The sequence below is a fragment of the Streptomyces sp. NPDC014894 genome (assembly GCF_043080985.1).
In the GTDB taxonomy this organism is placed as follows: domain Bacteria; phylum Actinomycetota; class Actinomycetes; order Streptomycetales; family Streptomycetaceae; genus Streptomyces.
In genome coordinates this window covers 293,853-318,367 of record NZ_JBIBWD010000001.1, presented here as the reverse complement: position 1 = coordinate 318,367, position 24,515 = coordinate 293,853, and the positions used below count along the sequence as shown (strand labels likewise).

The window sequence follows — 24,515 nt, the reverse complement described above, 5'->3', positions numbered from 1 at the left end:
GGGTCAGGTGTGGGGGTTCAGCCGCGGCTGACCAGCGAACGCAGGAAGAACGCCAGGTTCGCCGGACGCTCCGCCAGACGGCGCATGAAATATCCGTACCAGTCGGTGCCGTAGGCGATGTAGACCCGCACCCGGTGGCCCTCGGCGGCGAGGCGGTGCTGCTCGGCCTCGCGGATGCCGTACAGCATCTGGAACTCGTAGTCCTCCAGCTTACGGCCGGCCCGCCGGGCCAGCTCCTGGCTGATGGCGATGATCCGGGGGTCGTGGGACCCGATCATCGGGTAGCCCTCGCCCTCCATGAGGATCTTCAGGCAGCGGATGTACGCCTTGTCGACCTCGGCCTTGTCCTGGTACGCGACGGTCTCGGGCTCCTTGTAGGCGCCCTTCACCAGCCGGACCCGCGAGCCCGCCTCGGCGAGCGCGCGGCAGTCGTCCTCGGTGCGGAAGAGGTACGACTGGACGACCGCGCCCGTCTGGGGGAAGCGCTCGCGCAGCTCGGCGTGGATCGCGAGGGTCGAGTCGACGGTGGTGTGGTCCTCCATGTCGAGGGTGACCGTGGTGCCGATCTCGGCGGCCGCCTCGACGACGGGGGTGATGTTCCTCAGCGCCAGCTCGTGGCCGCCCGCGAGGGCCTGGCCGAAGGAGGAGAGCTTGACCGACATCTCGGCGCGGACGCCGAGGCCGAGCGGCGCGAGGGCCTCGATCAGCTCCAGATAGGCGTCCCGGGCGCGCAGCGCCTCGGCCGGGTCGGTGATGTCCTCGCCGAGGACGTCGAGCGTGATCTCCAGACCGCCGGCGGCGGTCTCCTGGACGACGGGGATCGTCTCCAGGACCGACTCACCGGCGATGAAACGGTTCACCACGGGCTTGGTGACCGGGGCGGCCGAAACGATGCGGCGCATCTGGTCGCTGCGCGAGGCGGCGAGGATCACGGGACCCAGCACGGGGACCTCCATCAGAAGTACGGGCGCCGGGCGGGACCCGTGGAACGGATCCGGAACGGCACGAAGAACCACCGTGAAATCTAAGGATCACCCCGGGGAGCGGCCATCGACAGCTGTCACGCATCCGTGGCCCGGATCTCAGACATATGTCTGAAGGGCGTGCCAGAATGTCCGGATGAAGGGCGATTACCAGGAACTGGTCGATGAGATCTCCGGCCTGCTGGCGGCCCCGGCCACGCTGGAGAACCGCGATTTCGGCCTGATCGCCTTCGGTGCGCACGACAGCGACGACGACAGCGCCATGGACCCGGTCAGGACCCGTTCGATCCTCACCCGGAAGTCCTCCCCCGCCGTCCGCGCCTGGTTCGAGGGCTTCGGCATCACCCGGGCGACGGGCCCGGTCCGCATCCCGGCCGCCCCGGACGCGGGGGTGTTCCGGGACCGGATCTGCCTGCCCGTACGGCATCGGGGCATCGCCCTCGGCTATGTCTGGCTGCTGGACACCAGCCCCGGCCCCACGGACGCCCAGCTGGCCGCCGCCATGGAGGTCGCGGCGCGGATCGGGGCGCTGCTCGCGGACGAGGAGCGGGCGGGCTCCGATCTCTCCCGGGAGCTGCGGGCGGTGCTGACCGCCGAGCGGGGCTGGCAGTACGACATGGCGGTGGCGGCGCTGCGCACCGCGCTGGGCGGCGACGAGCGCGGTGCGGAGGGGCCGCACGCGGTGGTCTGTGTGACGCCGTGGCCCTCGGCGGACCCGGCGTCGGCGCGGGCGCTGCCCGGGGTGGCGGCGGTGTGCACGGTGCCGGCGGCCCCGGCGGGCGCGGCGGACCCCGCCGCGCCGGGGGCTCCGGCCGCCGGGGCCGGGGAGCCCGGCGCTCCCCCGCCGGCTCGGCCGGCCGCCCCCGGCGACGGGGAGCACGCGCTCGCCGTGCTGGTGCGGCTGCGCGCCCCCGACGTCCCCGCCCCGGCGCTGACCGCGGCCGAGCGGCTGCGCGTCACGGCGGGGCCCTCGGCGACCGCCGGGGTGGGCGCGCCCCGGCGCGGTCTGACCGGTCTGAACGCCGCCTGGCAGGAGGCGGCCGCCGCCGCGCGGACGGCCCGGGCGCAGCCCCGGCTCGGCCCGGTCGCGCAGTGGGCGGACATCGGGCCGTATCGGATGCTGACCGCGCTGGCCGGCCCGTACGGGCGCGCCGTGCCCGATCTGGCCGTACGGGCCCTGCTGGACCGCTCCCACACCGAGCTGGCGCGTACCGCCGAGGTGTTCCTGGACTGCGCGGGGCAGGCGGGGCGCACCGCGTCGGCGCTGGGTGTGCACCGGCAGACGCTGTACTACCGGCTCTCCCGGGTGGAGCAGCTGACCGGGCTGGATCTGGCGGACGGCGAGGACCGGCTGCTGCTGCACATGGCGCTGAAGGCGGCCCGGCTCCAGCGGTGATCGGCGGCCCGGATCCGGCGGCCCCGGCGGAGATCCGGGGGGCCGCGGCTCGGGCGGTGATCGGGTGATCCGGCGATCGGGAGGAGTCCGTGGCCGGGGCGTCCACCCGGGTGAACCCGGCACGTCACGGGGTCGGTCGGCGAAGACGGTCTTGAAGGGCCGGAGAGCCTCGGGCTAGCATCTGATCTTGTGCCGGGCCGCTTTCGGCGGCCGTATCAGTACCCTCGCCCATTGCCCGTTGACCGACGACAGAAGGCAGGCCAGGAGGAGTGTCGGCACGTCACAAGGGTCGTTGACCCGTTCCCCGGCGCGGAGTGACTCCCGCCGTCGTGCCCGGCCGGCCTTCCCGGCGCGGACCGCCTTCCCACGACACCTCGCCCGGCCCGGACCGGCGAGGACGCGCATGTACCGCAGGCCACGATCCCGTTCGGCGAACGTATGAGAAGAGGCAGCGATGCTCGGTGAGACAGCCCGTAAGTGGTTGCGACGATGGGACGAACAGCAGGAGCGCTACAGCCCGGACCGGGACGAGCGGTTCGAGGTGGTACTCGATGTCACCCGGTGGGCCCTGGAACGGACCGCGCCTGCGGAACCCAGAATCGTCGATCTGGGGTGTGGGGCCGCGTCGCTCACGATCCGGCTCGCGCGCGCCCTGCCGCACGCGGATGTGGTCGGCGTGGACGGCGATCCGCTGATGCTGGGGCTGGCCGAGGAGGCCGTGGTCGGCACCGGCGCGCGGCTGCTGCTCGACGATCTCAACGCCCCCGGCTGGGCGGACCGGGCCTCGCAGGGCAAGCCGTGGCACGCGGCGGTCAGCTCGACGGCGCTGCACTGGCTGGACCCGGACGATCTGGCCGCCGTCTACCGCGATCTGGCGGCGAGGCTGGAGCCGGGCGGGGTCTTCGTGGACGCGAACAACCGTGAGCCGAACCGTTCGGAGACGGTGCGGGGGCTGGCCCGTCAGATTCGTGACGCGCGCGCCGAGCGGGTCGGCAGGGCGGACCGGGAGGACTGGGCGTCCTGGTGGAAGGCGTTTCTCGCCGAGCCCGAGCTGGCCGATCTGGTCGAGGCGCGGGCGCGGACGGCGGTGGGGCAGCGGGCCTTCGCCCCGCCGAACGATCTGAGCACCTCGGAGCAGACGGAGATGCTGCTGGCGGCGGGCTTCAGCACGGTCACCACGGTCTGGCAGTGCGGCGACGACAGCGTGCTGGTCGCCGTCCGCTGAGCGGCGGGCCCGCCCGGCGGACCGGGCGGGCGGATACGGGTGAGGGCCCGGCGTTCCGAAGCCTTGGGCTTCGGGGCGCCGGGCCCTCGCCGTCGCGAACAGCGGTGGATCAGTCGGTCAGATTCACCGAGCGCGCGGAGGTCGCGCCGATCTCCTCCGCGATCTCGTTGAGCACCGGCTGCGGCACATTCTCGTCCACGGTGAGGACGACGAGGGCCTCGCCGCCCTCCTCGGCGCGGGAGACCTGCATGCCCGCGATGTTCAGCCCGGCCTCGCCGAGGATCCGGCCGACCGTGCCGACGACGCCGGGACGGTCCTCGTAGCGCAGGACGGCCATGTGGTCGGCGAGGGCGAGGTCCACATCGTGGTCGCCGATGGCGACGATCTTCTGGAAGTTCTTGGGTCCGGCGAGCGTGCCGGAGACCGAGACCTCCTCGCCGCCGGAGAGGGTGCCGCGGACGGTGACGACATTGCGGTGGTCCGGGGACTCCGAGCTGGTCGTCAGCCGGACCTCGACACCGCGCTCCTGGGCGAAGAGCGGGGCGTTGACATAGGAGACCGTCTCGTCGACGACGTCCTCGAACACGCCCTTGAGCGCGGACAGTTCGAGCACCTTGACGTCGTGCTGGGTGATCTCTCCGTACACCTCGACGTCGAGCCGGACGGCGACCTCGCCCGCGAGGGCGGTGAAGATCCGGCCGAGGCGCTCGGCCAGCGGCAGTCCGGGCTTGACGTCCTCGGCGATCACGCCGCCCTGGACGTTGACCGCGTCGGGGACGAGTTCGCCGGCGAGGGCGAGCCGTACGGAACGGGCGACCGCGACGCCCGCCTTCTCCTGGGCCTCGTCGGTGGAGGCGCCGAGGTGCGGGGTGCAGACGACCTGGTCGAACTGGAAGAGCGGGGAGTCGGTGCAGGGCTCCTTGGCGTACACGTCGAGGCCCGCGCCCGCGACCCGGCCCTCCTTGAGCGCCGAGTACAGCGCCTCCTCGTCGACGATCCCGCCGCGCGCGGCGTTGACGATCCGGACGGTCGGCTTGACCTTGTGGAGGGCGTCGTCGCCGATGAGTCCGAGGGTCTCGGGCGTCTTGGGGAGGTGGACGGTGATGAAGTCGGCGACTTCGAGCAGCTCGTCGAGGGAGAGCAGCTTGACGCCCATCTGCGCGGCCCGCGCGGGCTGTACATAGGGGTCGTACGCGACGATCTTCATCCCGAAGGCGGACATCCGCTGGGCGACCAGGACGCCGATCCGGCCGAGGCCGACGACGCCGAGGACCTTCTCGCTCAGCTCGACGCCGGTGTACTTGGAGCGCTTCCACTCGCCGTTCTTCAGGGCGGTGTTGGCCTGGGGGATGTTGCGCGCGGTGGCGACCAGCAGGCCGCAGGCCAGCTCGGCCGCGGTGACGATGTTGGAGGTCGGGGCGTTGACCACCATCACGCCGGCCTTGGTGGCGGCGGAGACGTCGACATTGTCCAGACCGACGCCGGCGCGGGCGACGACGCGCAGCTTGCGGGCGGCGGCGATGGCCTCGGCGTCGACCTTGGTGGCGGAGCGCACGAGGATCGCGTCCACATCGGCGATGGCGGGGATCAGCTCCGCCCGGTCCGCCCCGTTGCAGTGGCGGATCTCGAAGTCGGGGCCGAGCGCGTCCACAGTGGCGGGCGACAGCTCTTCAGCGATGAGTACCACTGGCTTCTTGCTGGTTTTCGAGCTCACGTGAGTCCTCACATGTCCAGTGCGGACGGCCGTCCCGACGGCCGCAGGCGGTGGAGGGGGCAAGCCGCGTGGAAGACGCACGACACTGTGGGCCTGACGCGTATGTGTTGTTGAGAAGTGTAGTGGTGCCTCGGGCCATCTCTTACGCCTGAACGGCAGGATCACCCGTCCGTGGCTGGACGAAGTGGAGAAGCCGTACGATCCCGGGCACGGCGCCGCGGTCCGGCCGCCTCGGCGGCGGGCGGCGGGCGCCGATCGGCGCGCGATACGGCGAAGGGCCGGGACATCGGCGTCCCGGCCCTCGCCCACGACTCACGCGTCGTCGTTGTCGACCCAGCTCATGAGCTTGCGCAGCTCCTTGCCGGTGGTCTCCAGCAGGTGGTTCTCGTCCTGCGTCTTGTACTCGTTGTACTTCTTCAGACCGCCGTGGTACTCGTCCATCCAGTTGCGGGCGAAGGTGCCGTCCTGGATTTCGGCGAGAACCTTGCGCATCTCGGCCTTGGTCTGGTCCGTGATGATGCGGGGGCCGGTGATGTAGTCGCCCCACTCGGCGGTCTCGGAGACCGACCAGCGCATCTTCTCCAGGCCGCCCTCGTACATCAGGTCCACGATCAGCTTCAGCTCGTGGAGGCACTCGAAGTACGCGATCTCCGGCTGGTAGCCGGCCTCGACCAGGGTCTCGAAGCCCGCCTTGACCAGCGCCGAGGCACCGCCGCACAGCACGGCCTGCTCGCCGAAGAGGTCGGTCTCGGTCTCCTCGGTGAAGGTGGTCTTGATGACGCCGGCGCGGGTGCCGCCGATGCCCTTGGCGTACGACAGGGCCAGCGCGAAGCCGTTGCCCGTGGCGTCCTGCTCGACGGCGGCGATACACGGAACGCCGCGGCCCTCCTCGTACTGACGGCGGACCAGGTGGCCCGGGCCCTTCGGGGCGACCATGGCGACGTCGACGCCGGCCGGCGGCTTGATGAAGCCGTAGCGGATGTTGAGTCCGTGGCCGAAGAACAGCGCGTCGCCGTCCTTCAGGTTCGGGGCGATGGACTCCTCGTAGACCTGGCCCTGGATCGGGTCCGGCACCAGGATCATGATGACGTCGGCCTCGGCCGCGGCCTCGGCCGGGGTGACGACGCGCAGGCCCTGCTCCTCGGCCTTGGCCTTGGACTTGGAGCCCTCGTGCAGACCGACGCGGACGTCGACGCCCGAGTCGCGGAGCGACAGCGCGTGGGCGTGGCCCTGGCTGCCGTAGCCGATGACCGCGACCTTGCGGTTCTGGATGATGGACAGGTCGGCGTCGTCGTCGTAGAACAGCTCGGCCACTGGGTATCTCCTTGGTGTACAGGTGTGCGTCCCACCGTACGGCGGGGGTGGATGAGGAAGTCTTCCGGTCTCGCATAGCGAGCAGTCGCCGCGGGGCCGGGCCGGAGGCGGTCCGGCGGTCGGCACGGCCCCGGGCGGGGTCCGGGGTGCTAGGCGCTGCGGTCCAGCGCGCGCAGCGAGCGGTCGGTGATCGACCGGGCGCCGCGCCCTATGGCGATGGTGCCGGACTGGACCAGCTCCTTGATGCCGAAGGGCTCCAGCATCTTGAGCATGGCGTCCAGCTTGTCACCCGAACCGGTGGCCTCGATGGTGACGGCGTCGGGCGAGACGTCCACCGTCTTGGCGCGGAACAGCTGGACGATCTCGACGATCTGGGAGCGGGTCTCGTTGTCGGCGCGGACCTTCACCAGGACCAGTTCGCGCTGGATCGCGCCGCCGGGCTCCAGCTCGACGATCTTGAGGACGTTGACCAGCTTGTTGAGCTGCTTGGTCACCTGCTCCAGCGGGAGGTCCTCGACATTGACCACGATGGTGATGCGGGAGATGTCGGGGTGCTCGGTGACGCCGACGGCGAGCGAGTCGATGTTGAAGCCCCGGCGGGAGAACAGGGCGGCGATCCGGGCGAGGATGCCGGGGGTGTTCTCGACCAGGACGGAGAGCGTGTGCTTGGACATGGGTCGGTCTCTCGTCTCTCTCTGCTCGCTCAGTCGTCTTCGCCGTCGCCGAAGTCGGGGCGGACGCCCCGGGCGGCCATGACCTCGTCGTTGGAGGTGCCGGCGGCGACCATCGGCCACACCATGGCGTCCTCGTGGACGATGAAGTCGATCACGACGGGCCGGTCGTTGACGGCGTTGGCCTCGGCGATGACCTTGTCGAGGTCGTCCGGGGACTCGCAGCGCAGCGCGTAGCAGCCCATGGCCTCGGAGAGTTTGACGAAGTCGGGGACCCGGGTGCCGGCGCTGGGCTCCGTGCCGGAGGCGTCGGGACCGGAGTGCAGCACGGTGTTGGAGTAGCGCTGGTTGTAGAAGAGGGTCTGCCACTGGCGGACCATCCCGAGGGCGCCGTTGTTGATGATGGCGACCTTGATCGGGATGTTGTTGAGCGCGCAGGTGGTGAGTTCCTGGTTGGTCATCTGGAAGCAGCCGTCGCCGTCGATCGCCCAGACGGTGCGGTCCGGGGCGCCGGCCTTGGCGCCCATGGCCGCGGGGACCGCGTACCCCATCGTTCCGGCGCCGCCGGAGTTCAGCCAGGTGGCGGGCTGGTCGTAGGTGATGAAGTGGGCCGCCCACATCTGGTGCTGACCGACGCCGGCCGCGTAGATGGTGTCGGCGGGGGCGAGCTGTCCGATGCGCTGGATGACCTGCTGCGGGGAGAGGCTGCCGTTCTCGGGCTGGTCGTAGCCGAGGGGGTAGGTCTCGCGCCAGCGGTTGAGGTCCTTCCACCACAGGGCGTAGTCGCCGGTGCGGCCCTCGCTGTGCTCGGCCTGGACGGCCTGGACCAGATCGGCGATGACCTCGCGGGCGTCGCCGACGATCGGGACGTCGGCGAGGCGGTTCTTGCCGATCTCGGCCGGGTCGATATCGGCGTGGACGATCTTCGCGAAGGGGGCGAAGCTGTCGAGCTTTCCGGTGACGCGGTCATCGAAACGGGCTCCGAGGGCGACGATCAGGTCGGCCTTCTGGAGAGCGGTGACGGCGGTGACCGCACCGTGCATGCCCGGCATTCCGACGTGCAGCGGGTGGCTGTCGGGGAATGCGCCCAGCGCCATCAGGGTGGTGGTGACGGGGGCTCCGGTGAGTTCCGCGAGAACCTTCAGCTCGGCGGTGGCGTGGGCCTTGATGACCCCGCCGCCGACGTAGAGGACCGGGCGCCTGGCCTGGACGATCAGCTTGGCGGCCTCACGGATCTGCTTGGCGTGCGGCTTGGTGACCGGGCGGTAGCCGGGCAGATCCTGGGCGGGCGGCCAGCTGAAGGTGGTCCGGGCCTGGAGGGCGTCCTTGGCGATGTCGACCAGGACGGGTCCGGGGCGGCCGGTGGAGGCGATGTGGAAGGCCTCGGCGATGGTCCGCGGAATGTCCTCGGCCTTGGTGACCAGGAAGTTGTGCTTGGTGATCGGCATGGTGATGCCGACGATGTCCGCCTCCTGGAAGGCGTCGGTGCCGATCGCCTTGGAGGCGACCTGACCGGTGATCGCGACCAGCGGGACGGAGTCCATGTGGGCGTCGGCGATCGGGGTGACCAGATTGGTGGCGCCCGGGCCCGAGGTGGCCATACAGACCCCGACCTTGCCGGTGGCCTGGGCGTAGCCGGTGGCGGCGTGGCCCGCGCCCTGTTCGTGGCGGACGAGGATGTGACGGACCCGGGTGGAGTCCATCATCGGGTCGTACGCGGGGAGGATGGCGCCGCCGGGGATGCCGAAGACGGTGTCGGCGCCCACTTCCTCGAGAGAGCGGATGAGGGACTGCGCGCCCGTGACGTGCTCGACTGCGGAGGTCGGGTGTCCGCCGTTACGGGCCCGCGGCTGCGGATGGTGGGCCCCGGAGGCCTGCTCGGTCATCGGCATTCTCTTCTCGAAGCTGAGGGCTGAAGCTGAGGGTTCTGCGATGTCTGGCTGAGGGTTTCGCGTGGATTCTTGTGCTTGGGCACGGGCATCGGTGCAACAAAAAACCCCTCGTGCCGTGAGGCAGGCGAGGGGAGCGCGTCGGGAGGGAGTCAGCGGGGGCCTTGGTGTGAGGTCCCTGCTCAGCCGACGCGCTTTCCAAGTACGAGAATTCGGGTGCGCATGGCATTGACCCTCTCCCTGACCCGCCATCACTGTCAAGCGGGTGGGACGCGAGTCTCACTATGTGGTCCGTCGGTCATTTCGTCCACTGGGGATGCTCCACCCGCCAGCGGTGCGGGACGGGCATGGCGAGCCCGCCGGGCACCGGGAAGTCGTCCCGTACCAGGGCGCGGCGGAGCCGGTACTCGTCGAGCAGTCCGGAGAAGGCCATGCCCTGGCCGTGGGTGCACCCCATCGCGCGCAGGGCGATGACCTGCTCGGGGGCGTCCACGCCGTCGGCCACCGTCTGGAGGCCGAGATCGCCGGCGATTCTCAGCAGCCCATTGGTGATCTTGTGCAGCCGGGCGGACTCCACCACGCCCTCGACCAGACATCGGTCGAGTTTCAGTATGTCCACGGGGAGCCTGCGCAGGGCGGTGAAGGCGGCGTGGCCGGTGCCGAAGCCGTCGAGCGCGATCCGTACGCCGAGTCTGCGCAGGCTCACCAGACGCTGCTCCAGCTCGTCGAAGGAGATCCGCGGATCGCTGTCGGCCAGCTCCACGACGAGCGCCCCGGAGGGCAGCCCATGGCGGGTGAGCAGGGCCTCCACCGTGCCCATCGGCAGGGACCGGTCCAGCAGCCGGCGGGCCGAGAGCCGGACGGTGACGGGGACCCGGTGGCCGAGCCGATTCCGCTCGGCGGCCTGCTGGACGGCCTCCTCCAGCAGCCAGCGGCCCAGCTCGGCGGCGCGGTCGCTGTCGGCGGAGACCCGCAGATACTCGGCCGGGGTGAAGAGGATGCCCTGGGCGGAGCGCCAGCGGGCCTGGGCGGTGACGGACTCGATCCGGCCGGTGGTGAGACTGACCACCGGCTGGTGGAGGAGGGCGAACTCGCCCTCGTGGAGCGCGCTGCGCAGCCGGGCGGCCAGCTCGGTGCGGCGCACCACCTCGGCCTGCATCTGGGGCACGTACAGCTCGACGCGGTCCTTGCCGCCGGCCTTGGCCCGGTACATGGCGAGGTCCGCGTTGCGCATGAGGTCGGTGGGGGTGATGCCCTTCTCGGCGAAGGCGACCCCGATGGAGGCGGCGACCCGGACGTCGTTGCCGTCGATGCGGTAGGGCTGGGAGAGGGTGAGCCGCAGCCGGTCGGCGATCTCGACCACCTGGCTCTCGCGGTCGGTCTGGTCCCGGATGCCCTCGCCGAGGATGAGGGCGGCGAACTCGTCCCCGCCGAGCCGGGCGGCGGTGTCTCCGGAGCGTACGGAGTCCTCCAGCCGGTGCGCGGCCTGGATCAGCAGCTGGTCGCCGGCCTGATGGCCGAGGCGGTCGTTGACGGCCTTGAAGCCGTCGAGGTCGATGAAGAGCACGGCGGTGCCCGGATCGCCGGCGCGTCTGCCGGTGAGCGCCTGCCGCACCCGCTCGGTGAACAGCGCCCGGTTGGGGAGATCGGTGAGCGGGTCGTGCTCGGCGCTGTGCTGGAGCTGGGCCTGGAGCCGCACCCGGTCGGTGACGTCCCGGCTGTTGAAGATCAGTCCGCCCTGGTGGCGATTGACGGTGGACTCCACATTGAGCCAGTCGCCGGAGCCGGACTTGAAGCGGCACTCGATCCGGGTGGTCGGCTCGTCCGGGGCCGGGGCCGCCAGGAAGCGGCGCACCTCGTGCAGGACCCGGCCGAGGTCGTCGGGGTGGATGAGGGAGGAGAGCGGGGAGCCGACCAGCTCCTCCGCGTGCCGTCCGTAGACCCCGGAGGCGGCGGGGCTCACATAGTGCAGCGTGCCGCCGGGGGCGGCGATCATGATGACGTCGCTGGAGCCCTGGACCAGGGAGCGGAAGTGGTTCTCCTTCTGGGCCAGCTCATGGGTGAGGGCGACATTGTCCTGGAGCATGATGCCCTGCCGGACGACGAGGGCGAGCACCACCGTGCAGCCGGTGAGGACGACGACTCGGTCCACGGTGCGCCCCTCGACCACGTTGTAGAGGATCCCGAGAGTGCAGACGGCGGCGGCGAGATAGGGAGTGAGGGCGGCCAGCGAGCCGGCGACCGGGCGGCCGGGGGCGCGCGGGGCGGCGGGCCGTCGCGCCGTCTCCGCGCTGCGGCGCGCGCCCCAGGGGGCGTAGGCCAGCAGCAGGGATCCGGCGAACCAGCCCGCGTCGAGCAGCTGCCCGGAGCGGTAGGTCTCGCGCAGCAGCGGGGAGGTGAACAGGGCGTCGCAGACGACGGTCAGGGCCAGGGCGCCGATCGCGGTGTTGACCGCCGAGCGGTTGGTGGCCGAGCGCCGGAAGTGGAGGGCGAAGACCATGCTGACCAGGACGATGTCCAGCAGCGGATAGGCGAGCGCGAGCGCGGCGGGGGCCACGCTCTCGCCCTGCACCCGGGTGGTGTGGGCGAGCGCGAGGCTCCAGGAGAGGGTCAGCAGCGAGCCGCCGATCAGCCAGGCGTCGAGCGCGAGGCAGACCCAGCCGGCCCGGGTGACCGGGCGTTTGGCGAGGACGAGCAGGCCGACGATGGCGGGCGGGGCGAAGCAGAGGAAGAAGAGATCGGCGACGGACCGGCCGGGGACCTCGCGGTCCAGCACGATCTCGTACCAGCCCCATACGGCGTTTCCCGCGCAGGCCATGGCGGAGGAGAGGGCGAAGAGCAGCCAGGCGGGGCGGGCCCGGGGCGGGCTGATGCGGGCGTAGAGGAAGCAGGAGACGGCGGCGATCAGGGCGCCGGCGCTGAGGCCGAAATCGCCCATGATCAGTGCCAGTTCGCGCGAGCCCCAGCCGAGGGCGGCGCCCACGGCGTATCCGGCGCAGACGAGGGCGAGGAGCAGCTGGGTGAGGAGTCCGGTGCCGGCGGGGACCGACTCACGGGCCATCAGCGCCCCCGGGGCGCTCACCGGGCCGCTCCTCGCGGTGCGGCGGCGGCCCGGGAGGGGAACGCCGCGAGGTGGCGGTGGGAGAGGGAGACGGGCGAGGGTCGTCGTCGACGTCCTCGCCGTGTCGGATCTTGGGTCCATTGGCCGTGCATCGCCCGTCGCCCCCCTCGAAGTCTGATCGGCAGTCAGGTCGCCTCAGCGCACCGCCCCTTGTGTCCTGGTGCGGCCCCCAGGTCCGGACGATACACCAGGAATGTCACTCAGGGACATAGGCCCTCTACTCTCAGTGACCACCTCTCGCCACGCAGGCACGCGGAGCGATCGGATGACTTCGCAGAGTTTTCGCTTGTGACGACGGAGTGACGGGGCGTCGCTGTCATGGTGCCTGTGCACCGGGTGGCTGGGGAAGGCTGGGGCTATTCGGTGGTGAGTACGACATTCTCCAGCGGCTCGCCCGCGACGAACCGGCGGACCTGGCCCGCGAGGAGCCGCTTGGCGCGCGGCAGAAAGGCGGAAGTGGAACCTCCGACATGGGGACTGATCAGCACTCCAGGAGCGTGCCACAGCGGGTGTCCGGAGGGCAGCGGCTCGGGGTCGGTGACATCGAGGGCCGCCGTCAGCCGGCCGGTGGCGACCTCCGCGAGAAGCGCCTCGGTGTCCACCACCGCGCCGCGGGCGACATTGACCAGAAGTGCACCGTCCTTCATCCGGGCCAGGAACTCCGCGTTCACCAGGCCCTTCGTCCCGGCGGTCAGCGGGGTGGAGAGGATGACCACATCGGCGTCCGGGAGCAGAGCGGGCACATCGGCGATGGCGTGCACCTCCCCGCGCGCCGTGGTGCGGGCGGAGCGCGCGGCGCGCACCACCCGCGCGCACTCAAAGGGAACGAGCCGGTCCTCGATCGCCGCGCCGATCGAGCCGTAACCGATCACCAGGACGGTCTTGTCGGCGAGCGCAGGATAGAAGCCGGCCCGCCACTCCTGGGCCTCCTGGCCGCGGACGAAACCGGGGATGTCACGGAGCGAGGCGAGGGTGAGGGCGAGCGCCAGCTCGGCGGTGGAGGCCTCGTGCACGCCCTTGGCGTTGCAGAGGCGTACGCCGGAAGGCAACATTCCGAGGCCGGGTTCGACATGGTCGATGCCTGCGGAGAGTGTCTGAACGACCCGCAGAGAGCGCATCCCGGGCAGCGGGACCACAGCGATGTCCGGCTTGAAGTAGGGGACGGTGTAGAAGGCGCAGTCGGCCGGATCGGCGGGGAAGTCCGGGCCGCCGTCCCAGAAACGGTAGGCGAAATCCGTTCCGGAGAGCGCGGGGAGCCCGTCGATCTCGTCGGCCGCTATCGAGAGCCAGATGTCAGACGTCATGGTCAGCAGGCTAATTGGTTAGTTTGGGGGACGGCCGAGGGAGGGGTACGGGCAGGTGGAGCGCAGGACACTGGGTGCGGCGGCGCTGGAGGTGGGGGCGGTCGGCCTCGGCTGTATGCCGATGAGCTGGGCGTACACCGCCTCACAGCGGCACGGGGAGCGATCGCTGCGTACGGTGCACGCCGCGCTGGACGCGGGCTCGACCCTGCTGGACACCGCCGACATGTACGGGCCCTTCACCAATGAGCTGCTGCTCGGGCGGGCGTTGAAGGGGCGGCGGAAGGACGCGTTCGTCTCGACCAAGGTCGGACTGCTCGCCGGTGACCAGCATGTGGTGGCCAACGGACGGCCCGGCTACGTCAAGCGGGCCTGCGACGCCTCGCTGCGGCGGCTCCAGACCGATGTCATCGATCTCTATCAGCTGCACCGAGCCGATCCCGAGGTCCCGGTCGAGGAGACCTGGGGGGCGATGGCGGAGCTGGTGGGGGCCGGGAAGGTGCGGGCGCTCGGGGTCTCCGCGATGGGCGTGGGCTCGGTGGGCGTACGCACCGCACACAGATCCGCCGGAGATCTGTACGAGGGAACGATCCGGCAATTGGAACGGGTCCAGCAGGTCTTCCCCGTGAGCGCCGTGCAGGCGGAGCTGTCGGTCTGGTCGCAGCAGGCCCTGGAGCGGCTGCTGCCCTGGTGCGAGACGCGCGGGATCGGGTTCCTGGCGGCGATGCCGCTGGGGAACGGATATCTGAGCGGGACGCTGACGCCGGGGCAGGGCTTCGAGCCGGACGATCTGCGGGCCCGGCACCCGAGATTCACGGCGGAGATGATGGCGGCGAACCAGCCGCTGGTGTCGGGGCTGCGCCGGATCGCGGAACGGCACGGGCCGGGGACGACTCCGGCGCAGGTCGCGCTCGCGTGGGTGCTGGGACGCGGCCGGAACGTGGTCGTGGTGCCGGGGACGAAGCGGGTGGAGTGGGCGGTGCAGAACGCGGCGGCCGTACGGGTGGGGCTCTCGCCCCGGGACGTCTGGGAGATAGCGGGGCTGCCGCGGGCGCGGGGGTCGTGGGACTGAGCGGGGGCGGTCGCGGGGCGGGTGCGGGTCGCGAGGGCGGCGCGGGACCTCGGTCGGTGCGGGTCATGGGTCGATGCGGGTCGCGGGTCATGGACGGGCGGCGCGGGTCGCGGATCGGTTTCCGTGCGGGAGATCCGGCCGCTGGGGGGCGCCCGGCGGTGTAGGAAGGGTGGTGAGCAGCTCACACCGCCTTCGGAAGGATCGGAACTGTGCAGCAACGTCCCTGTGTGACGGCCGCGCTGGCCGCTGCCGTGGCCCTGCTGGCCACGGGGTGCGCCTCGGACGGCGGTGACGGGGAGTCGGGCGGACTGCCCGGACTGACGCCCTCCGCCTCGGCCCCCCGCTCCCCCGGCCCCGAGTCCTCGGGCCCCGCCGGCACGCCGGAGCCCTCGCCGCCGCCCGCGAAGGGCTCCGTGAGGACGGCCTCCACCCTGACCGAGGGGCTGAAGTCGCCGTGGGGCGTGGCCGTGCTGCCCGGCGGCGATCTGCTGGTCGCCTCGCGGGACGAGGGCACCGTGACCCGGGTCGGCGCGGAGGACGGGAAGAAGACGCCGGTCGGCTCGGTGCCGGGCGTCTCCCCCGGCGGCGAGGGCGGGCTGCTCGGGCTCGCGGTCTCCCCCGCGTTCGCCTCGGACCGGCAGGTGTACGCGTACTTCACCACCGAGTCGGACAACCGGATCGCCCGGATGCTCTTCGACGAGCGGAAACCGGCCGGTCAGCAGCTGGGCGCTCCCGACACCGTCCTGCGGGACATCCCCAAGGGGCTGACCCACAACGGCGGGCGGATCGCTTTCGGCCCCGACAAGATGCTGTACGCCGGGACCGGCGAGGTGGGCGAGACCGGACTGGCCCAGGACCCGGAGTCGCTCGGCGGGAAGATCCTCCGGATGACGCCCGACGGCCGGCCCGCGCCGGACAACCCGAAGCCCGATTCGCTGGTGTACTCGCTCGGCCACCGCAATGTGCAGGGTCTGGCCTGGGACTCCCGGGACCGGCTGTGGGCGGCTGAGTTCGGCCAGAACACCTGGGACGAGCTGAATCTGATCGAGCCGGGGAAGAACTACGGCTGGCCCGAGGTCGAGGGCAGGGGCGGGAAGGCCGGCTTCGTGGACCCGGTGGCCCAGTGGCCCACCGAGGAGGCCTCCCCCAGCGGGATCGCCTACGCCGAGGGCTCGATCTGGATGGCGGGGCTGCGCGGCGAGCGGCTGTGGCGCGTCCCGCTGGACGGCACGAAGCCGTCCGCCGATTCCGAGGCCTTCCTCAACGGGAAGCACGGCCGGCTCCGCACCGTCGTCGCCGCGGGCGGCTCCCGGCTCTGGCTGGTCACCAGCGAGACCGACACCCGCGGCACACCGGAGCGGGGGGACGACCGGATCCTCGGCCTGGAGGTGAGCTGACTGAAGGTGAGCCGAGCGGAGCCGAGCCGCCGGACGGTCCGCCGAAAACCCGGAGCGGGCCCGGGCCGGGGCGGCATGCGGCCCGGGCCCGCTCCGGGTGTCAGGCCGGGGCCGGACGGTCGTCGGCGGGGAAGAGGCGGAGGCGGTGGGCGAGGGCGGCCGCCTCGCCCCGGCCCGAGACCGAGAGCTTGGCGAGGATGTTGGAGACATGGACGCTCGCGGTCTTCGGCGAGATGTACAGCGCCGCCGCGATCTGCCGGTTGCTCCGGCCCGCCGCGACCAGACGGAGCACGTCCTCCTCGCGCGGGGTGAGCCCGAGCGCCGGACCCGGCCGGGTCGCGGGCGCGGGATCGGGCTCCGCGGGCGTCCCCTCCGTGAGCGGGACCCGGGCGCTCTGCGCGAGCAGGGCCGTCTCCTCCGACAGCCGGCGCGCGCCCAGCCGCCGCGCGGTGCCGTCGGCGCGGCGCAGCAGTTCGGCGGCGCGGGCGCGGTCCGAGGGGAGCAGGGCCTGCGCCCAGCGCAGCCGTACGACGGCGCGCTCGTAGGGGAAGCCGACGTCCTCGAAGGCCTCGGCGGCCTCCGCCCAGTCCGCTGCGGTGTCGCGGTCCTCCGCGCGCAGGAGTTCGGCGCGGACCCATCGCTCGTGGGCCGCCCAGACGGGGATCGAGGAGGCGAGCGGCCGGGCGGCCCGGCGGATCAGCTCCAGCGCCCCGGCGCGGCCCTCGTCCGCCGCGGGCAGTCCTCGGGTGTCGGCCTCCAGGGACGCGGCGGCGGCGAGCAGCGGCCAGGCGTACCGCTGGCTGCCGGGCGCGAGACCGGCCTCCGCCGCGCGGCGGAACTCGGCGCGGGCCTCGTCGACGCGCCCCTCCGCCGCGGCGACCCCGATCGCGACGGCGGCCATGGCGAGCAGGCTCTGCGGCATGGGGTCGTTCTCCCCGAAGTGGGCGCGGGCCGCCGCGAGCCGCCGGGCGGCCGCCTCGGCGTCGCCCCGGGCGAGGGCGAGGAGGGCGAGCCGAAGGGCCGCGTTCCCCCGGGGTTTGGGGCTCAGCCCGATGTGGAGGCCGCGCTCGGCGGCGGTGTGCGCCTCGTCCCAGCGGCCCAGGGCGTAGCAGGACTCGGCGAGATTGCCGAGGATCCACGCCTCGGAGTCCAGCAGTCCGTAGTGGTGGGTGAGATCGATCCCCTCGGCCATGACGTCCACGGCCTCCTGTGAGCGGCCGACGCTCTCCAGGACGGCCGGCAGGTTCACATGGATGCGTCCGATGAGCGTGGGCAGACCCCGGGCGACGACGCGGTCGCGGACCGCGCGCATCTCCGCGAGCCCGGCGTCGGTGTCGCCCGCCTCGACCATGAGGACGCCGAGGATGAACCGGGCGCGCAGCTCGATGTCCTCCGCGCCGACCATCCGGGCGTACTCCACGGCGCGCTCGGCGATGGGGAGGGTGTCGGGGCCGGGGGTGTGGAGCCGCCGCCAGCCGGCCGCCTCGGCGAGCACCTCCGCGTGGACGGCGGACGGCGGCAGTCCGCGCACCAGCTCCTGGGCCTCGGCCAGTTCGGCCCAGCCGTCGCCGCGGCCGAGCGCGGAGACCAGCCGGGAGCATTCGACGGAGAACCAGGCGGCGCGCAGCGGGTCGCCCTCGGCCACCGCCAGCTGCCGGCCGCGCTTGGTGATCTTCAGGGCGCGTTCCCGCTCGCTGCTGAGCCGGCCGGCGACGGCGGCCTCGGCCATCAGGTCCAGGAAGCGCAGGGGGGTGGTCTCGGGGTCGCAGCCGCAGGCGGGATACGCCTCGGCGTGGTCGAGGGGCCGCAGCCCGGCCCGTATCTCGTCGGGGACGGTGTCCCACAGCTCCATGGCCCTCTCCAGGAGGCGCAGCTGCTCGCTGTAGGCGTGGCGGAGCCGGGCGTCGACGGAGGCGCGGAGCACGGCGGGCAGGGCCTTGGCGGGGACGCTCGCGTGGTACCAGTACGCGGCGAGGCGGGTGGCGCGCTCGTCCCGGCGGACGAGGGCGGGGTCGGCCTCCAGCACCTCCGCGTACCGCCGGTTGATCCGGGAGCGCTCGCCGGGCAGCAGATCGTCGCTGACGGCCTCGCGGGCGAGGGAGTGGCGGAAGCGGTAGCCGTCGCCGTCCTGGGTGGCCAGCAGGATGTTGGCTCCGACGGCGGCCCGGAGGGCCTCGATGAGGTCGTCCTCGCCGAGCCGGACGACGGCGAGGAGCAGTCCGTACTCCACGGTGGAGCCGCCCTCGGCGACGACGCGGACGACCCGCTGGGCGTCGTCGGAGAGCGCCTCGACGCGGACGAGCAGGATGTCGCGGAGGGAGTCGGAGAGTCCGCAGGTGCTGCCCTCGGCCATGCTGCGGGCCAGCTCCTCGACGAAGAAGGCATTGCCGTCGGAGCGGTCGAAGACCCGGTCGACCACGGCCGGTTCCGGTTCGGCGTCGAGGATGCCGACGAGCTGGCTGCGGACCTCGCCCCGGGTGAACCGGGTCAGTTCGAGCCGCTGGACGGTGCGCAGCCGGTCCATCTCGGCGAGGAAGGGGCGCAGCGGATGGCGGCGGTGGACGTCGTCGGAGCGATAGGTGGCGACGCAGAGGAGCCGGCCCCGGCGCAGGGTGCGGAAGAGGTAAGAGAGGAGGTGCCGGGTGGAGGCGTCCGCCCAGTGGATGTCCTCCAGGACGAGGACGACCGTGCGCTCGGCGGCGATGCGCTCCAGGAGCCGTACGGTCAGCTCGAAGAGGCGGGCCGTGTCCTCCTCGTCGTACCGCCCGTGGCCGCTCCGGGGGTGGCGGCCCAGCTCCGGGAGGAGCCGGGCCAGCTCGTCCTCCTGGCCCTCGGCGGCCTCGGCGAGCCGGCCGGGCAGCCGGCGCTCCAGGGCGCGCAGGGCGGTGGAGAAGGGCGCGAACGGGAGTCCGTCCGCGCCGACCTCGACACAGCCGCCGACCGCGACGACCGCGTCCCGGCGGCCGGCCTCGGCGAGCAGTTCCTCGATGAGCCGGGTCTTGCCGACCCCGGCCTCGCCGCCGACGAGCAGCGTCTGCGGCGAGGCCGGGGCCAGGGCGCTCCCCGAGACGAGGCCGAGCGCGCCGGTGAGCGCGGACAGCTCGTCGGCGCGGCCCACGAACACGGGACTGACGGATCTGGTCTCCACACCGCCGAGCATCGCACAGTGCGCGGACAGTCCGGCGGGGCCGGCGAGCGGGGCCGGGACGCCGCTGAGCACGGTGTCCGCGGTCAGGCGGCTCGTACGTACCGTTCGCCGCCGGGCGGTCCTGGGCGGGGCTCGCGGTCGGTACGGGAACGGCGGGCCGCGCGGATCCGGCGGGCGAGCCGGAAGTCGTCGGCCTGCCGGACGAGTTCGGCCCTGCGGAGTTCCTGGAGTCGGTACTGGTACATGGGATGCCCCCTGGTGGATCGGTGTGCCGGCGGCGTTCGTCCGCCGTGCCTCCAATCTCGTCCGCCAGTGGGGGGCTCCGCATGGGGAGGGTGCCGGATCTTCCTCCGGGGAGGGTCCTTAGACGCCGGGTTCCCGCGGGGGCCGGGTCCGGGCGCGGTCTAAGGCCCTGAGCCGCTAGGGTCTTTCTTTTGGATCAGGCCGGATCAGGGAGCGGGGCCTGGTGACGTGCATCGCAAGGCGGAGGAATGAGTCCATGCGGAGCATCGGCGATTGACGACAACGCGGCGAGGTGCGGTGCCAGGGCACGCGAGCCCGGCAAGATCCGAAAGAGAGGCCCTAGGGCGCGCGGCGGGCGGCGGGGGCCGGGAGGAGATAGGGGGTGGTGGTGCTCAGGGCGGTGAAGCCGAGGCGTTCGAGGATGGGGCGGCTCTCGTCGGAGGCGTCGACCCTCAGGTGGCGGTGGTCCCGGGCGAGGGCGATCCGGGCGCGGTGGGCGACCATCGCGCGGTAGACGCCGCGGCCGCGCCAGTCGGGGACGGTGCCGCCGCCCCAGAGTCCGGCGAATCCGGACGCCGGGTCCAGCTCGGTCCGGGCCCCGCAGACCGGGCGGTCCCCGGCGAGGGCCACGGTCAGCACCGAGGTGTCCAGGCCCAGTTGTCCCAGCAGCTGTTCGCGCAGCCGGGGCGGGCTGTCCCCGAAGGCCTCGCCCTGGGCGCGGATCATCAGCTCGACGCCGGCCGCGTCGGTGACGTCGACGAGCCGGACGCCCTCGGGGGGCCGTGCCGAGGTGTCCAGGGCGGCGGCCTCGACGACCATGAGGGTCTCGGCGGGCTCGGCGGCGAAGCCCGCCGCCTCCAGACGTTCGCCCAGGTCGACGGGGAGGTCGTGGGAGTAGAGCTTCCACTCGATGTCCCGTCCCAGCGCGGCGAAGTGGGCGATCTGGGCGGCGATGGCGGCGTCGGCCGTGCCGGCGTCGAGATCCGACCAGAGGACGCCGTTCCAGTCGTTCGCGCCGCCGGTCTGGCGGACCACCGGGCCGACCCGCTCGACCCGGGCCCCGGGGCTGTCGGCGACGGCGTCCCGGCGGGTGAGGCGGTCGAACAGGGCGAGTGTCTCGTCGTGATCCATCCGCCCAGTGGAACACCGGCCGGGGGCCGGGCACCACCGGGATTCGCCGCGCGGGGCCGTACCGTGCCGCGCCGTGCGGGGCGCGGCGAGCGGTCGGCGTGCGTAGGGGTGTACGGGTGTGGGTGTACGGGCCTGAGGGCGCCGGGCGCTGGCGGTGCGCCTAGGGTCTTTCTTTTGGATCAGGCCGGATCAGGGAGCGGGGTCTGGTGCCGTGCATCGCGAGGCGGAGGAATGAGTCCATGCGGTGGGGGCGCCTCCCGCGCCGCTGGGCGCAGGGTGGGGGCACCTACCGCGCCGCCAGGCGCAGGGGGAGTGCGGTGCCAGGGCGCGCGAGCCCGGCAAGATCCGAAAGAGAGGCCCTAGTTGCCGCCGGTGCCGTCGGGCAGGGGCAGGATGTCGACGTACATGCCGATCGCGGCCAGGAGGCCGAGACCGCCGAGGGCGGCTCCGCCGGCGGCCACGGCGCGGACCCAGCCGGCCTGGCGCGGCAGGGCGAGGACGGCGAGGCCGATGATGACCGCGAGGGTGGCGAAGACGCCGTTGATCAGGGCGGTGGTGTGCCAGGCGTCGCCGTAGAGCGCGGAGATCTGCTCGGCCGGGGTGGCGCTCTGGGAGGTCTCGAAGCGGCCCACGAGGGACTGGCGCTCGGCGGCGATCGTGCCGACCCAGCTGCCGCTCAGACCGATGACGGACAGTCCGGCGGCGACGACGCCCGCGGCGGAGGCCAGCAGTCCGGAGGACTCGCGGGGGGCCTCGTCGGACTCGTCGAGATCCACCGTGTCCTCGTCGTTGCCGGCGTCCGCGGCGGCCTCGGCCTGCGCGCCCTCCTCGGGGGAGTTCGCGGGCGTCGCGTCCGCCGTGCTCCCGGCGTCGGCGGGGGCCTTCTCCGCGTCCTTGTCCTTGCTCAGTGTGGTGGTGGCGGCGGGGGCGGTGCCGGCAGCGGTGTCGTCGGTGGTCTTGTCGGTGTCCGTGGGGTTCATTGGGCGCACGGTAGGCGGCCTGTCTGAGAGTCCCCTTAACGGACGGGCCGGCCGGGGCGGGTCAGGCGTCCTGTTGACCCGCGCGGCGGGCGCGCCACTCGGGGGCCAGCACCGACCAGACCTCCATGTCGTGACGTACGCCCCGGTAGGGATAGGACTCCCGCAGCACGCCGTCCCGTCGCATGCCCAGGCGCTCGGCGACCCTGATGCTGGGGGCGTTCCCGGACGGGGTGACCCACTCGATCCGGTGAATTCCGCGCTCCTCGACCGCCCAGTCGATCAGCACTCCGGCGGCCCGGGTGATCAGTCCGCGGCCGACGGCGGCGGGCTCCAGCCAGCAGCCGACCTCGCAGCTGCCCGACTCGGCGTCGAAGAGGCGGAAGAGCACTCCGCCGACGAGGGTTCCGTCCAGCCAGATGCCGTGGATCCGTCCGCCGTCGGACGCCTGCTTGTCGGCGTACGACTGGAGATAGCCGCGGGCCGCGTCGAGGTCCCCGACGGCGTCCGGGAGGCCGATGTGCCGGCCGATGTGCTCCCGGCCCCGGTCGATGTGGGCGAGGAACTCGGCCGCCCGCCACGGCTCCAGAGGGCGCAGCTCCGCGTGCGCGCCGTCGGCGGATTCCAGGGGTGTCGCGAACATGATGGTCTTTCCTCCGGGCCGGTCTACGGCACGAGCCGGTCGTCCTCACTCGTGCGCCGCTGAGGAATCTTCGCATATTCGGATGAATGGGGCGGCTCGATGCTGAACCTCGGCAGCCGTCGCTCCAGTCCGCGCGGGAGCCACCAGTTCGCGCCGCCGAGCAGATGCATCAGGGCCGGGACGAGCAGCGTGCGGAGGACGAAGGCGTCCAGCGCGACGGCGGCGGCGAGGGCGATGCCGAACATGGCGATGACCCGGTCGCCGGTGAGCACGAAGGCGAGGAAGACCGAGATCATGATCACCGCGGCGGAGTTGATGACGCGGCCGGTCTCGGCGAGCCCGACCCGTACCGCCCGGCGGTTGTCGCCCGTGGCCAGCCACTCCTCGTACATCCGGCTGACCAGGAAGACCTGGTAGTCCATGGAGAGGCCGAAGAGCACCGAGACCATGACGACCGGCAGGAAGGGCTCTATCGGGCCCGCGCGGCCGAGGCCGAGCAGTTCGCTGCCCCAGCCCCACTGGAAGACCGCGACCACGACGCCGAAGGAGGCGGCGACGGCGGCCACGTTCATCACGGCCGCCTTGAGGGGGACGGCGATCGAGCGGAAGGCCAGCAGCAGAAGAAGGCAGCCGAGCGCGATGACGACGCCGACGAAGAGCGGGAGCTTGCCGACGACGACCTGGGCGAAGTCGTCGTAGCTCGCGGTCACCCCGCCGACGTGGACCGTCAGTCCGGAGCCCGCCGTGGCCGCCGGCAGCAGATCCGCGCGGAGCCGGTCGACGAGTTCGCTGGTCCGCTTGGACTGGGGCGCGGTCTCGGGGACGACGGTGAGCAGCGCCGTGTCCCCGGCCTCGTTGTAGGCGACCTGGCCGGTCGAGGCGATGCCCCGGGCGTCGCGCAGGGCGTCCGGCAGCCCGTCCATCGCCGCCCGGCCGGCCGGGTCGTCGACGCGGGCGACGAGGGTGAGCGGGCCGTTGACGCCGGGGCCGAAGCCCGCGCCCGAGGCGGCGTCGCCGCCGGGACCGCCGTGCGCCAGCAGGTCGTACGCCTGGCGGGCGGTGGAGCCGGCCGGGCCGTTGCCCTGGTCGGAGGTGCCGAGATGGAGCGAGAGGGTGGGCAGCGCGAGCACGATCATCAGGGCGGCGGCGACGGCCCCCAGCGTTCTGGGCCGCCTCTCCACCAGCGCCGACCAGCGGGCGGCGAGCCCGGTCCTGGTCTCGGGCCGCGGCCCGCGCTCCCGCAGCCGCCGCCGTTCGCGGCCGCTCAGCGCCCGGGCTCCGGCGTACGAGAGCAGGGCGGGCAGCAGGGTCACCGAGGCGGCGACGGTGAGGACGACCGTGAGACTGGCGGCGATCGCCACGCCGTTGAGGAAGTTCAGCCCCAGGATGAGCATCCCCAGCAGCGCGACGCAGACGGTGGCTCCGGCGAAGACCACCGCGCGCCCTGTGGTGGCGACGGCGGTGAGCGCGGCCTCCGGCACCGGCAGCCCGGCGCGCAGCCCCGTGCGGTGGCGGGTGACGATGAAGAGGGCGTAGTCGATGCCGACGCCGAGCCCGATGAGCAGTCCGAGCATCGGGGCGAAGTCGGCGACGGTCATGACATGGCCGAGCAGGACGGTGCCCGCGTACGCCGTGCCGACGGAGACGAGGGCGGTGGCGATGGGCAGCAGCCCCGCGACGACGGAGCCGAAGGCGAGGAAGAGGACGACGGCGGCGACGGACACGCCGACGGCCTCGGCGAGATGCCCCTCGGGGGCCTGGACGGCTCCGACGGCGGGGCCGCCCACCTCGACCTGGATCCGGTCGGTCGCGGCCGACCGCGCGAGGGACACCAGCTCCTCGACGCGGGGCGCGGGGACGTCCTCGGCCCGCTGGTCGAAGGTGACCGTGGCGTACGCGGTGCGCCCGTCGGGGCTGACGCGCGCGGCGGCCTCGGATCGCCGGGCGTCGTCGGGTCCGGTCTCGTAGGGGCCGCTGACAGCGGCCACCGGTTCGAGGCCGGCGACCGACGCGAGCATGCGCTCGACGGGCTCGCGGACGGCGTCGGCGCGGACGGTGCCGTCCTCGGTGTGCCAGACGACGGTGAGTCCCTCGGCGCCGCTGCCGGGGAAGCCCCGGTCGAGCAGCTGGGCGGCGCGGCCGGATTCGGTGCCCGGGGCGTCGTAGTCGTTGGAGTAGGCCGTTCCGGCGGCTCCGGCGGCGGCCGAGACGCCCGCGCAGGCGAGGATCCAGATCAGCACGGTGAGTCCTCGGTGCGCGATGCACCATCGGGCGATGGCTGCCAACGGAC

The 24,515-nt window shown here is 72.7% G+C and carries 17 protein-coding genes; 4 read left to right on the top strand and 13 right to left on the bottom strand.

Annotated features, from left to right (window positions below):
* Positions 1-17 precede the first annotated feature (17 nt).
* A complete protein-coding gene (locus ACF089_RS01330; protein WP_392020216.1) occupies positions 18-944 on the bottom strand; it encodes a proline dehydrogenase family protein in 927 nt (308 codons plus the stop codon).
* 175 nt (positions 945-1,119) lie between these two features.
* Between ACF089_RS01330 and ACF089_RS01325 the strand changes: the two genes are divergently transcribed.
* Both ACF089_RS01325 and ACF089_RS01320 read left to right on the top strand, forming a co-directional pair.
* Positions 1,120-2,379 carry a PucR family transcriptional regulator gene (locus ACF089_RS01325; RefSeq protein WP_392020213.1) on the top strand — a complete coding sequence of 420 codons (1,260 nt, stop codon included), beginning with the start codon at positions 1,120-1,122 and terminating at the stop codon, positions 2,377-2,379.
* Positions 2,380-2,833: 454 nt separating this feature from the next.
* A complete protein-coding gene (locus ACF089_RS01320; RefSeq protein ID WP_392020211.1) occupies positions 2,834-3,604 on the top strand; it encodes a class I SAM-dependent methyltransferase in 771 nt (256 codons plus the stop codon).
* Positions 3,605-3,713: 109 nt separating this feature from the next.
* Here ACF089_RS01320 and serA read toward each other — a convergent pair whose 3' ends face one another.
* From serA to ACF089_RS01290, 6 genes are all read right to left on the bottom strand, one after another.
* A complete protein-coding gene (gene serA / locus ACF089_RS01315) occupies positions 3,714-5,330 on the bottom strand; it encodes a phosphoglycerate dehydrogenase (RefSeq protein WP_392020208.1) in 1,617 nt (538 codons plus the stop codon).
* Positions 5,331-5,630: 300 nt separating this feature from the next.
* Positions 5,631-6,632, bottom strand: a complete 1,002-nt coding sequence (gene ilvC / locus ACF089_RS01310) for a ketol-acid reductoisomerase (protein WP_392020207.1) — start codon at positions 6,630-6,632, stop codon at positions 5,631-5,633.
* Between the two features lie 149 nt (positions 6,633-6,781).
* Positions 6,782-7,306, bottom strand: a complete 525-nt coding sequence (ilvN, locus tag ACF089_RS01305) for an acetolactate synthase small subunit (protein WP_392020204.1) — start codon at positions 7,304-7,306, stop codon at positions 6,782-6,784.
* Between the two features lie 29 nt (positions 7,307-7,335).
* On the bottom strand, positions 7,336-9,195 hold the full coding sequence (locus ACF089_RS01300; protein WP_392020201.1) for an acetolactate synthase large subunit: 1,860 nt from the start codon (positions 9,193-9,195) through the stop codon (positions 7,336-7,338).
* A gap of 295 nt (positions 9,196-9,490) precedes the next feature.
* Entirely contained in the window at positions 9,491-12,394 is a 2,904-nt protein-coding gene (locus ACF089_RS01295; RefSeq protein WP_392020197.1) for a putative bifunctional diguanylate cyclase/phosphodiesterase, read from the bottom strand.
* A 275-nt stretch (positions 12,395-12,669) separates the two neighbouring features.
* The gene (locus tag ACF089_RS01290; protein WP_392020194.1) at positions 12,670-13,617 is read right to left on the bottom strand and encodes a 2-hydroxyacid dehydrogenase; all 948 of its coding nucleotides are present in this window, start codon (positions 13,615-13,617) and stop codon (positions 12,670-12,672) included.
* Positions 13,618-13,672: 55 nt separating this feature from the next.
* Here ACF089_RS01290 and ACF089_RS01285 point away from each other — a divergent pair, with 55 nt between their 5' ends.
* Positions 13,673-14,686, top strand: coding sequence for an aldo/keto reductase (locus ACF089_RS01285; RefSeq protein WP_392020191.1), 1,014 nt, complete (start codon positions 13,673-13,675; stop codon positions 14,684-14,686).
* A gap of 227 nt (positions 14,687-14,913) precedes the next feature.
* Entirely contained in the window at positions 14,914-16,083 is a 1,170-nt protein-coding gene (locus ACF089_RS01280; RefSeq protein WP_392021546.1) for a PQQ-dependent sugar dehydrogenase, read from the top strand.
* Positions 16,084-16,183: 100 nt separating this feature from the next.
* Here ACF089_RS01280 and ACF089_RS01275 read toward each other — a convergent pair whose 3' ends face one another.
* The 6 genes from ACF089_RS01275 to ACF089_RS01250 form a co-directional block, all read right to left on the bottom strand.
* A complete protein-coding gene (locus ACF089_RS01275; protein WP_392021544.1) occupies positions 16,184-19,243 on the bottom strand; it encodes an AAA family ATPase in 3,060 nt (1,019 codons plus the stop codon).
* Between the two features lie 71 nt (positions 19,244-19,314).
* Positions 19,315-19,476, bottom strand: coding sequence for a hypothetical protein (locus tag ACF089_RS01270; RefSeq protein ID WP_392020188.1), 162 nt, complete (start codon positions 19,474-19,476; stop codon positions 19,315-19,317).
* A gap of 337 nt (positions 19,477-19,813) precedes the next feature.
* The gene (locus ACF089_RS01265; RefSeq protein WP_392020185.1) at positions 19,814-20,605 is read right to left on the bottom strand and encodes a GNAT family N-acetyltransferase; all 792 of its coding nucleotides are present in this window, start codon (positions 20,603-20,605) and stop codon (positions 19,814-19,816) included.
* Positions 20,606-20,964: 359 nt separating this feature from the next.
* The gene (locus tag ACF089_RS01260; RefSeq protein WP_392020183.1) at positions 20,965-21,585 is read right to left on the bottom strand and encodes a hypothetical protein; all 621 of its coding nucleotides are present in this window, start codon (positions 21,583-21,585) and stop codon (positions 20,965-20,967) included.
* A 61-nt stretch (positions 21,586-21,646) separates the two neighbouring features.
* A complete protein-coding gene (locus ACF089_RS01255; protein ID WP_392020180.1) occupies positions 21,647-22,225 on the bottom strand; it encodes a GNAT family N-acetyltransferase in 579 nt (192 codons plus the stop codon).
* 23 nt (positions 22,226-22,248) lie between these two features.
* Complete coding sequence (locus ACF089_RS01250) at positions 22,249-24,510, bottom strand: MMPL family transporter (protein WP_392020178.1); 2,262 nt, start codon at positions 24,508-24,510, stop codon at positions 22,249-22,251.
* Positions 24,511-24,515 lie beyond the last annotated feature (5 nt).

Excerpts from the sequence above, each read along its gene's own strand:
- ACF089_RS01325 (WP_392020213.1), top strand. The coding sequence starts at position 1,120 with ATGAAGGGCGATTACCAGGAACTGGTCGATGAGATCTCCGGCCTGCTG.
- ACF089_RS01320 (WP_392020211.1), top strand. The coding sequence starts at position 2,834 with ATGCTCGGTGAGACAGCCCGTAAGTGGTTGCGACGATGGGACGAACAG.
- ilvN (WP_392020204.1), bottom strand. The coding sequence starts at position 7,306 with ATGTCCAAGCACACGCTCTCCGTCCTGGTCGAGAACACCCCCGGCATC.
- ACF089_RS01300 (WP_392020201.1), bottom strand. The coding sequence starts at position 9,195 with ATGCCGATGACCGAGCAGGCCTCCGGGGCCCACCATCCGCAGCCGCGG.
- ACF089_RS01295 (WP_392020197.1), bottom strand. The coding sequence starts at position 12,394 with ATGGACCCAAGATCCGACACGGCGAGGACGTCGACGACGACCCTCGCC.
- ACF089_RS01290 (WP_392020194.1), bottom strand. The coding sequence starts at position 13,617 with ATGACGTCTGACATCTGGCTCTCGATAGCGGCCGACGAGATCGACGGG.
- ACF089_RS01275 (WP_392021544.1), bottom strand. The coding sequence starts at position 19,243 with ATGCTCGGCGGTGTGGAGACCAGATCCGTCAGTCCCGTGTTCGTGGGC.
- ACF089_RS01270 (WP_392020188.1), bottom strand. The coding sequence starts at position 19,476 with ATGTACCAGTACCGACTCCAGGAACTCCGCAGGGCCGAACTCGTCCGG.
- ACF089_RS01265 (WP_392020185.1), bottom strand. The coding sequence starts at position 20,605 with ATGGATCACGACGAGACACTCGCCCTGTTCGACCGCCTCACCCGCCGG.
- ACF089_RS01260 (WP_392020183.1), bottom strand. The coding sequence starts at position 21,585 with ATGAACCCCACGGACACCGACAAGACCACCGACGACACCGCTGCCGGC.
- ACF089_RS01255 (WP_392020180.1), bottom strand. The coding sequence starts at position 22,225 with ATGTTCGCGACACCCCTGGAATCCGCCGACGGCGCGCACGCGGAGCTG.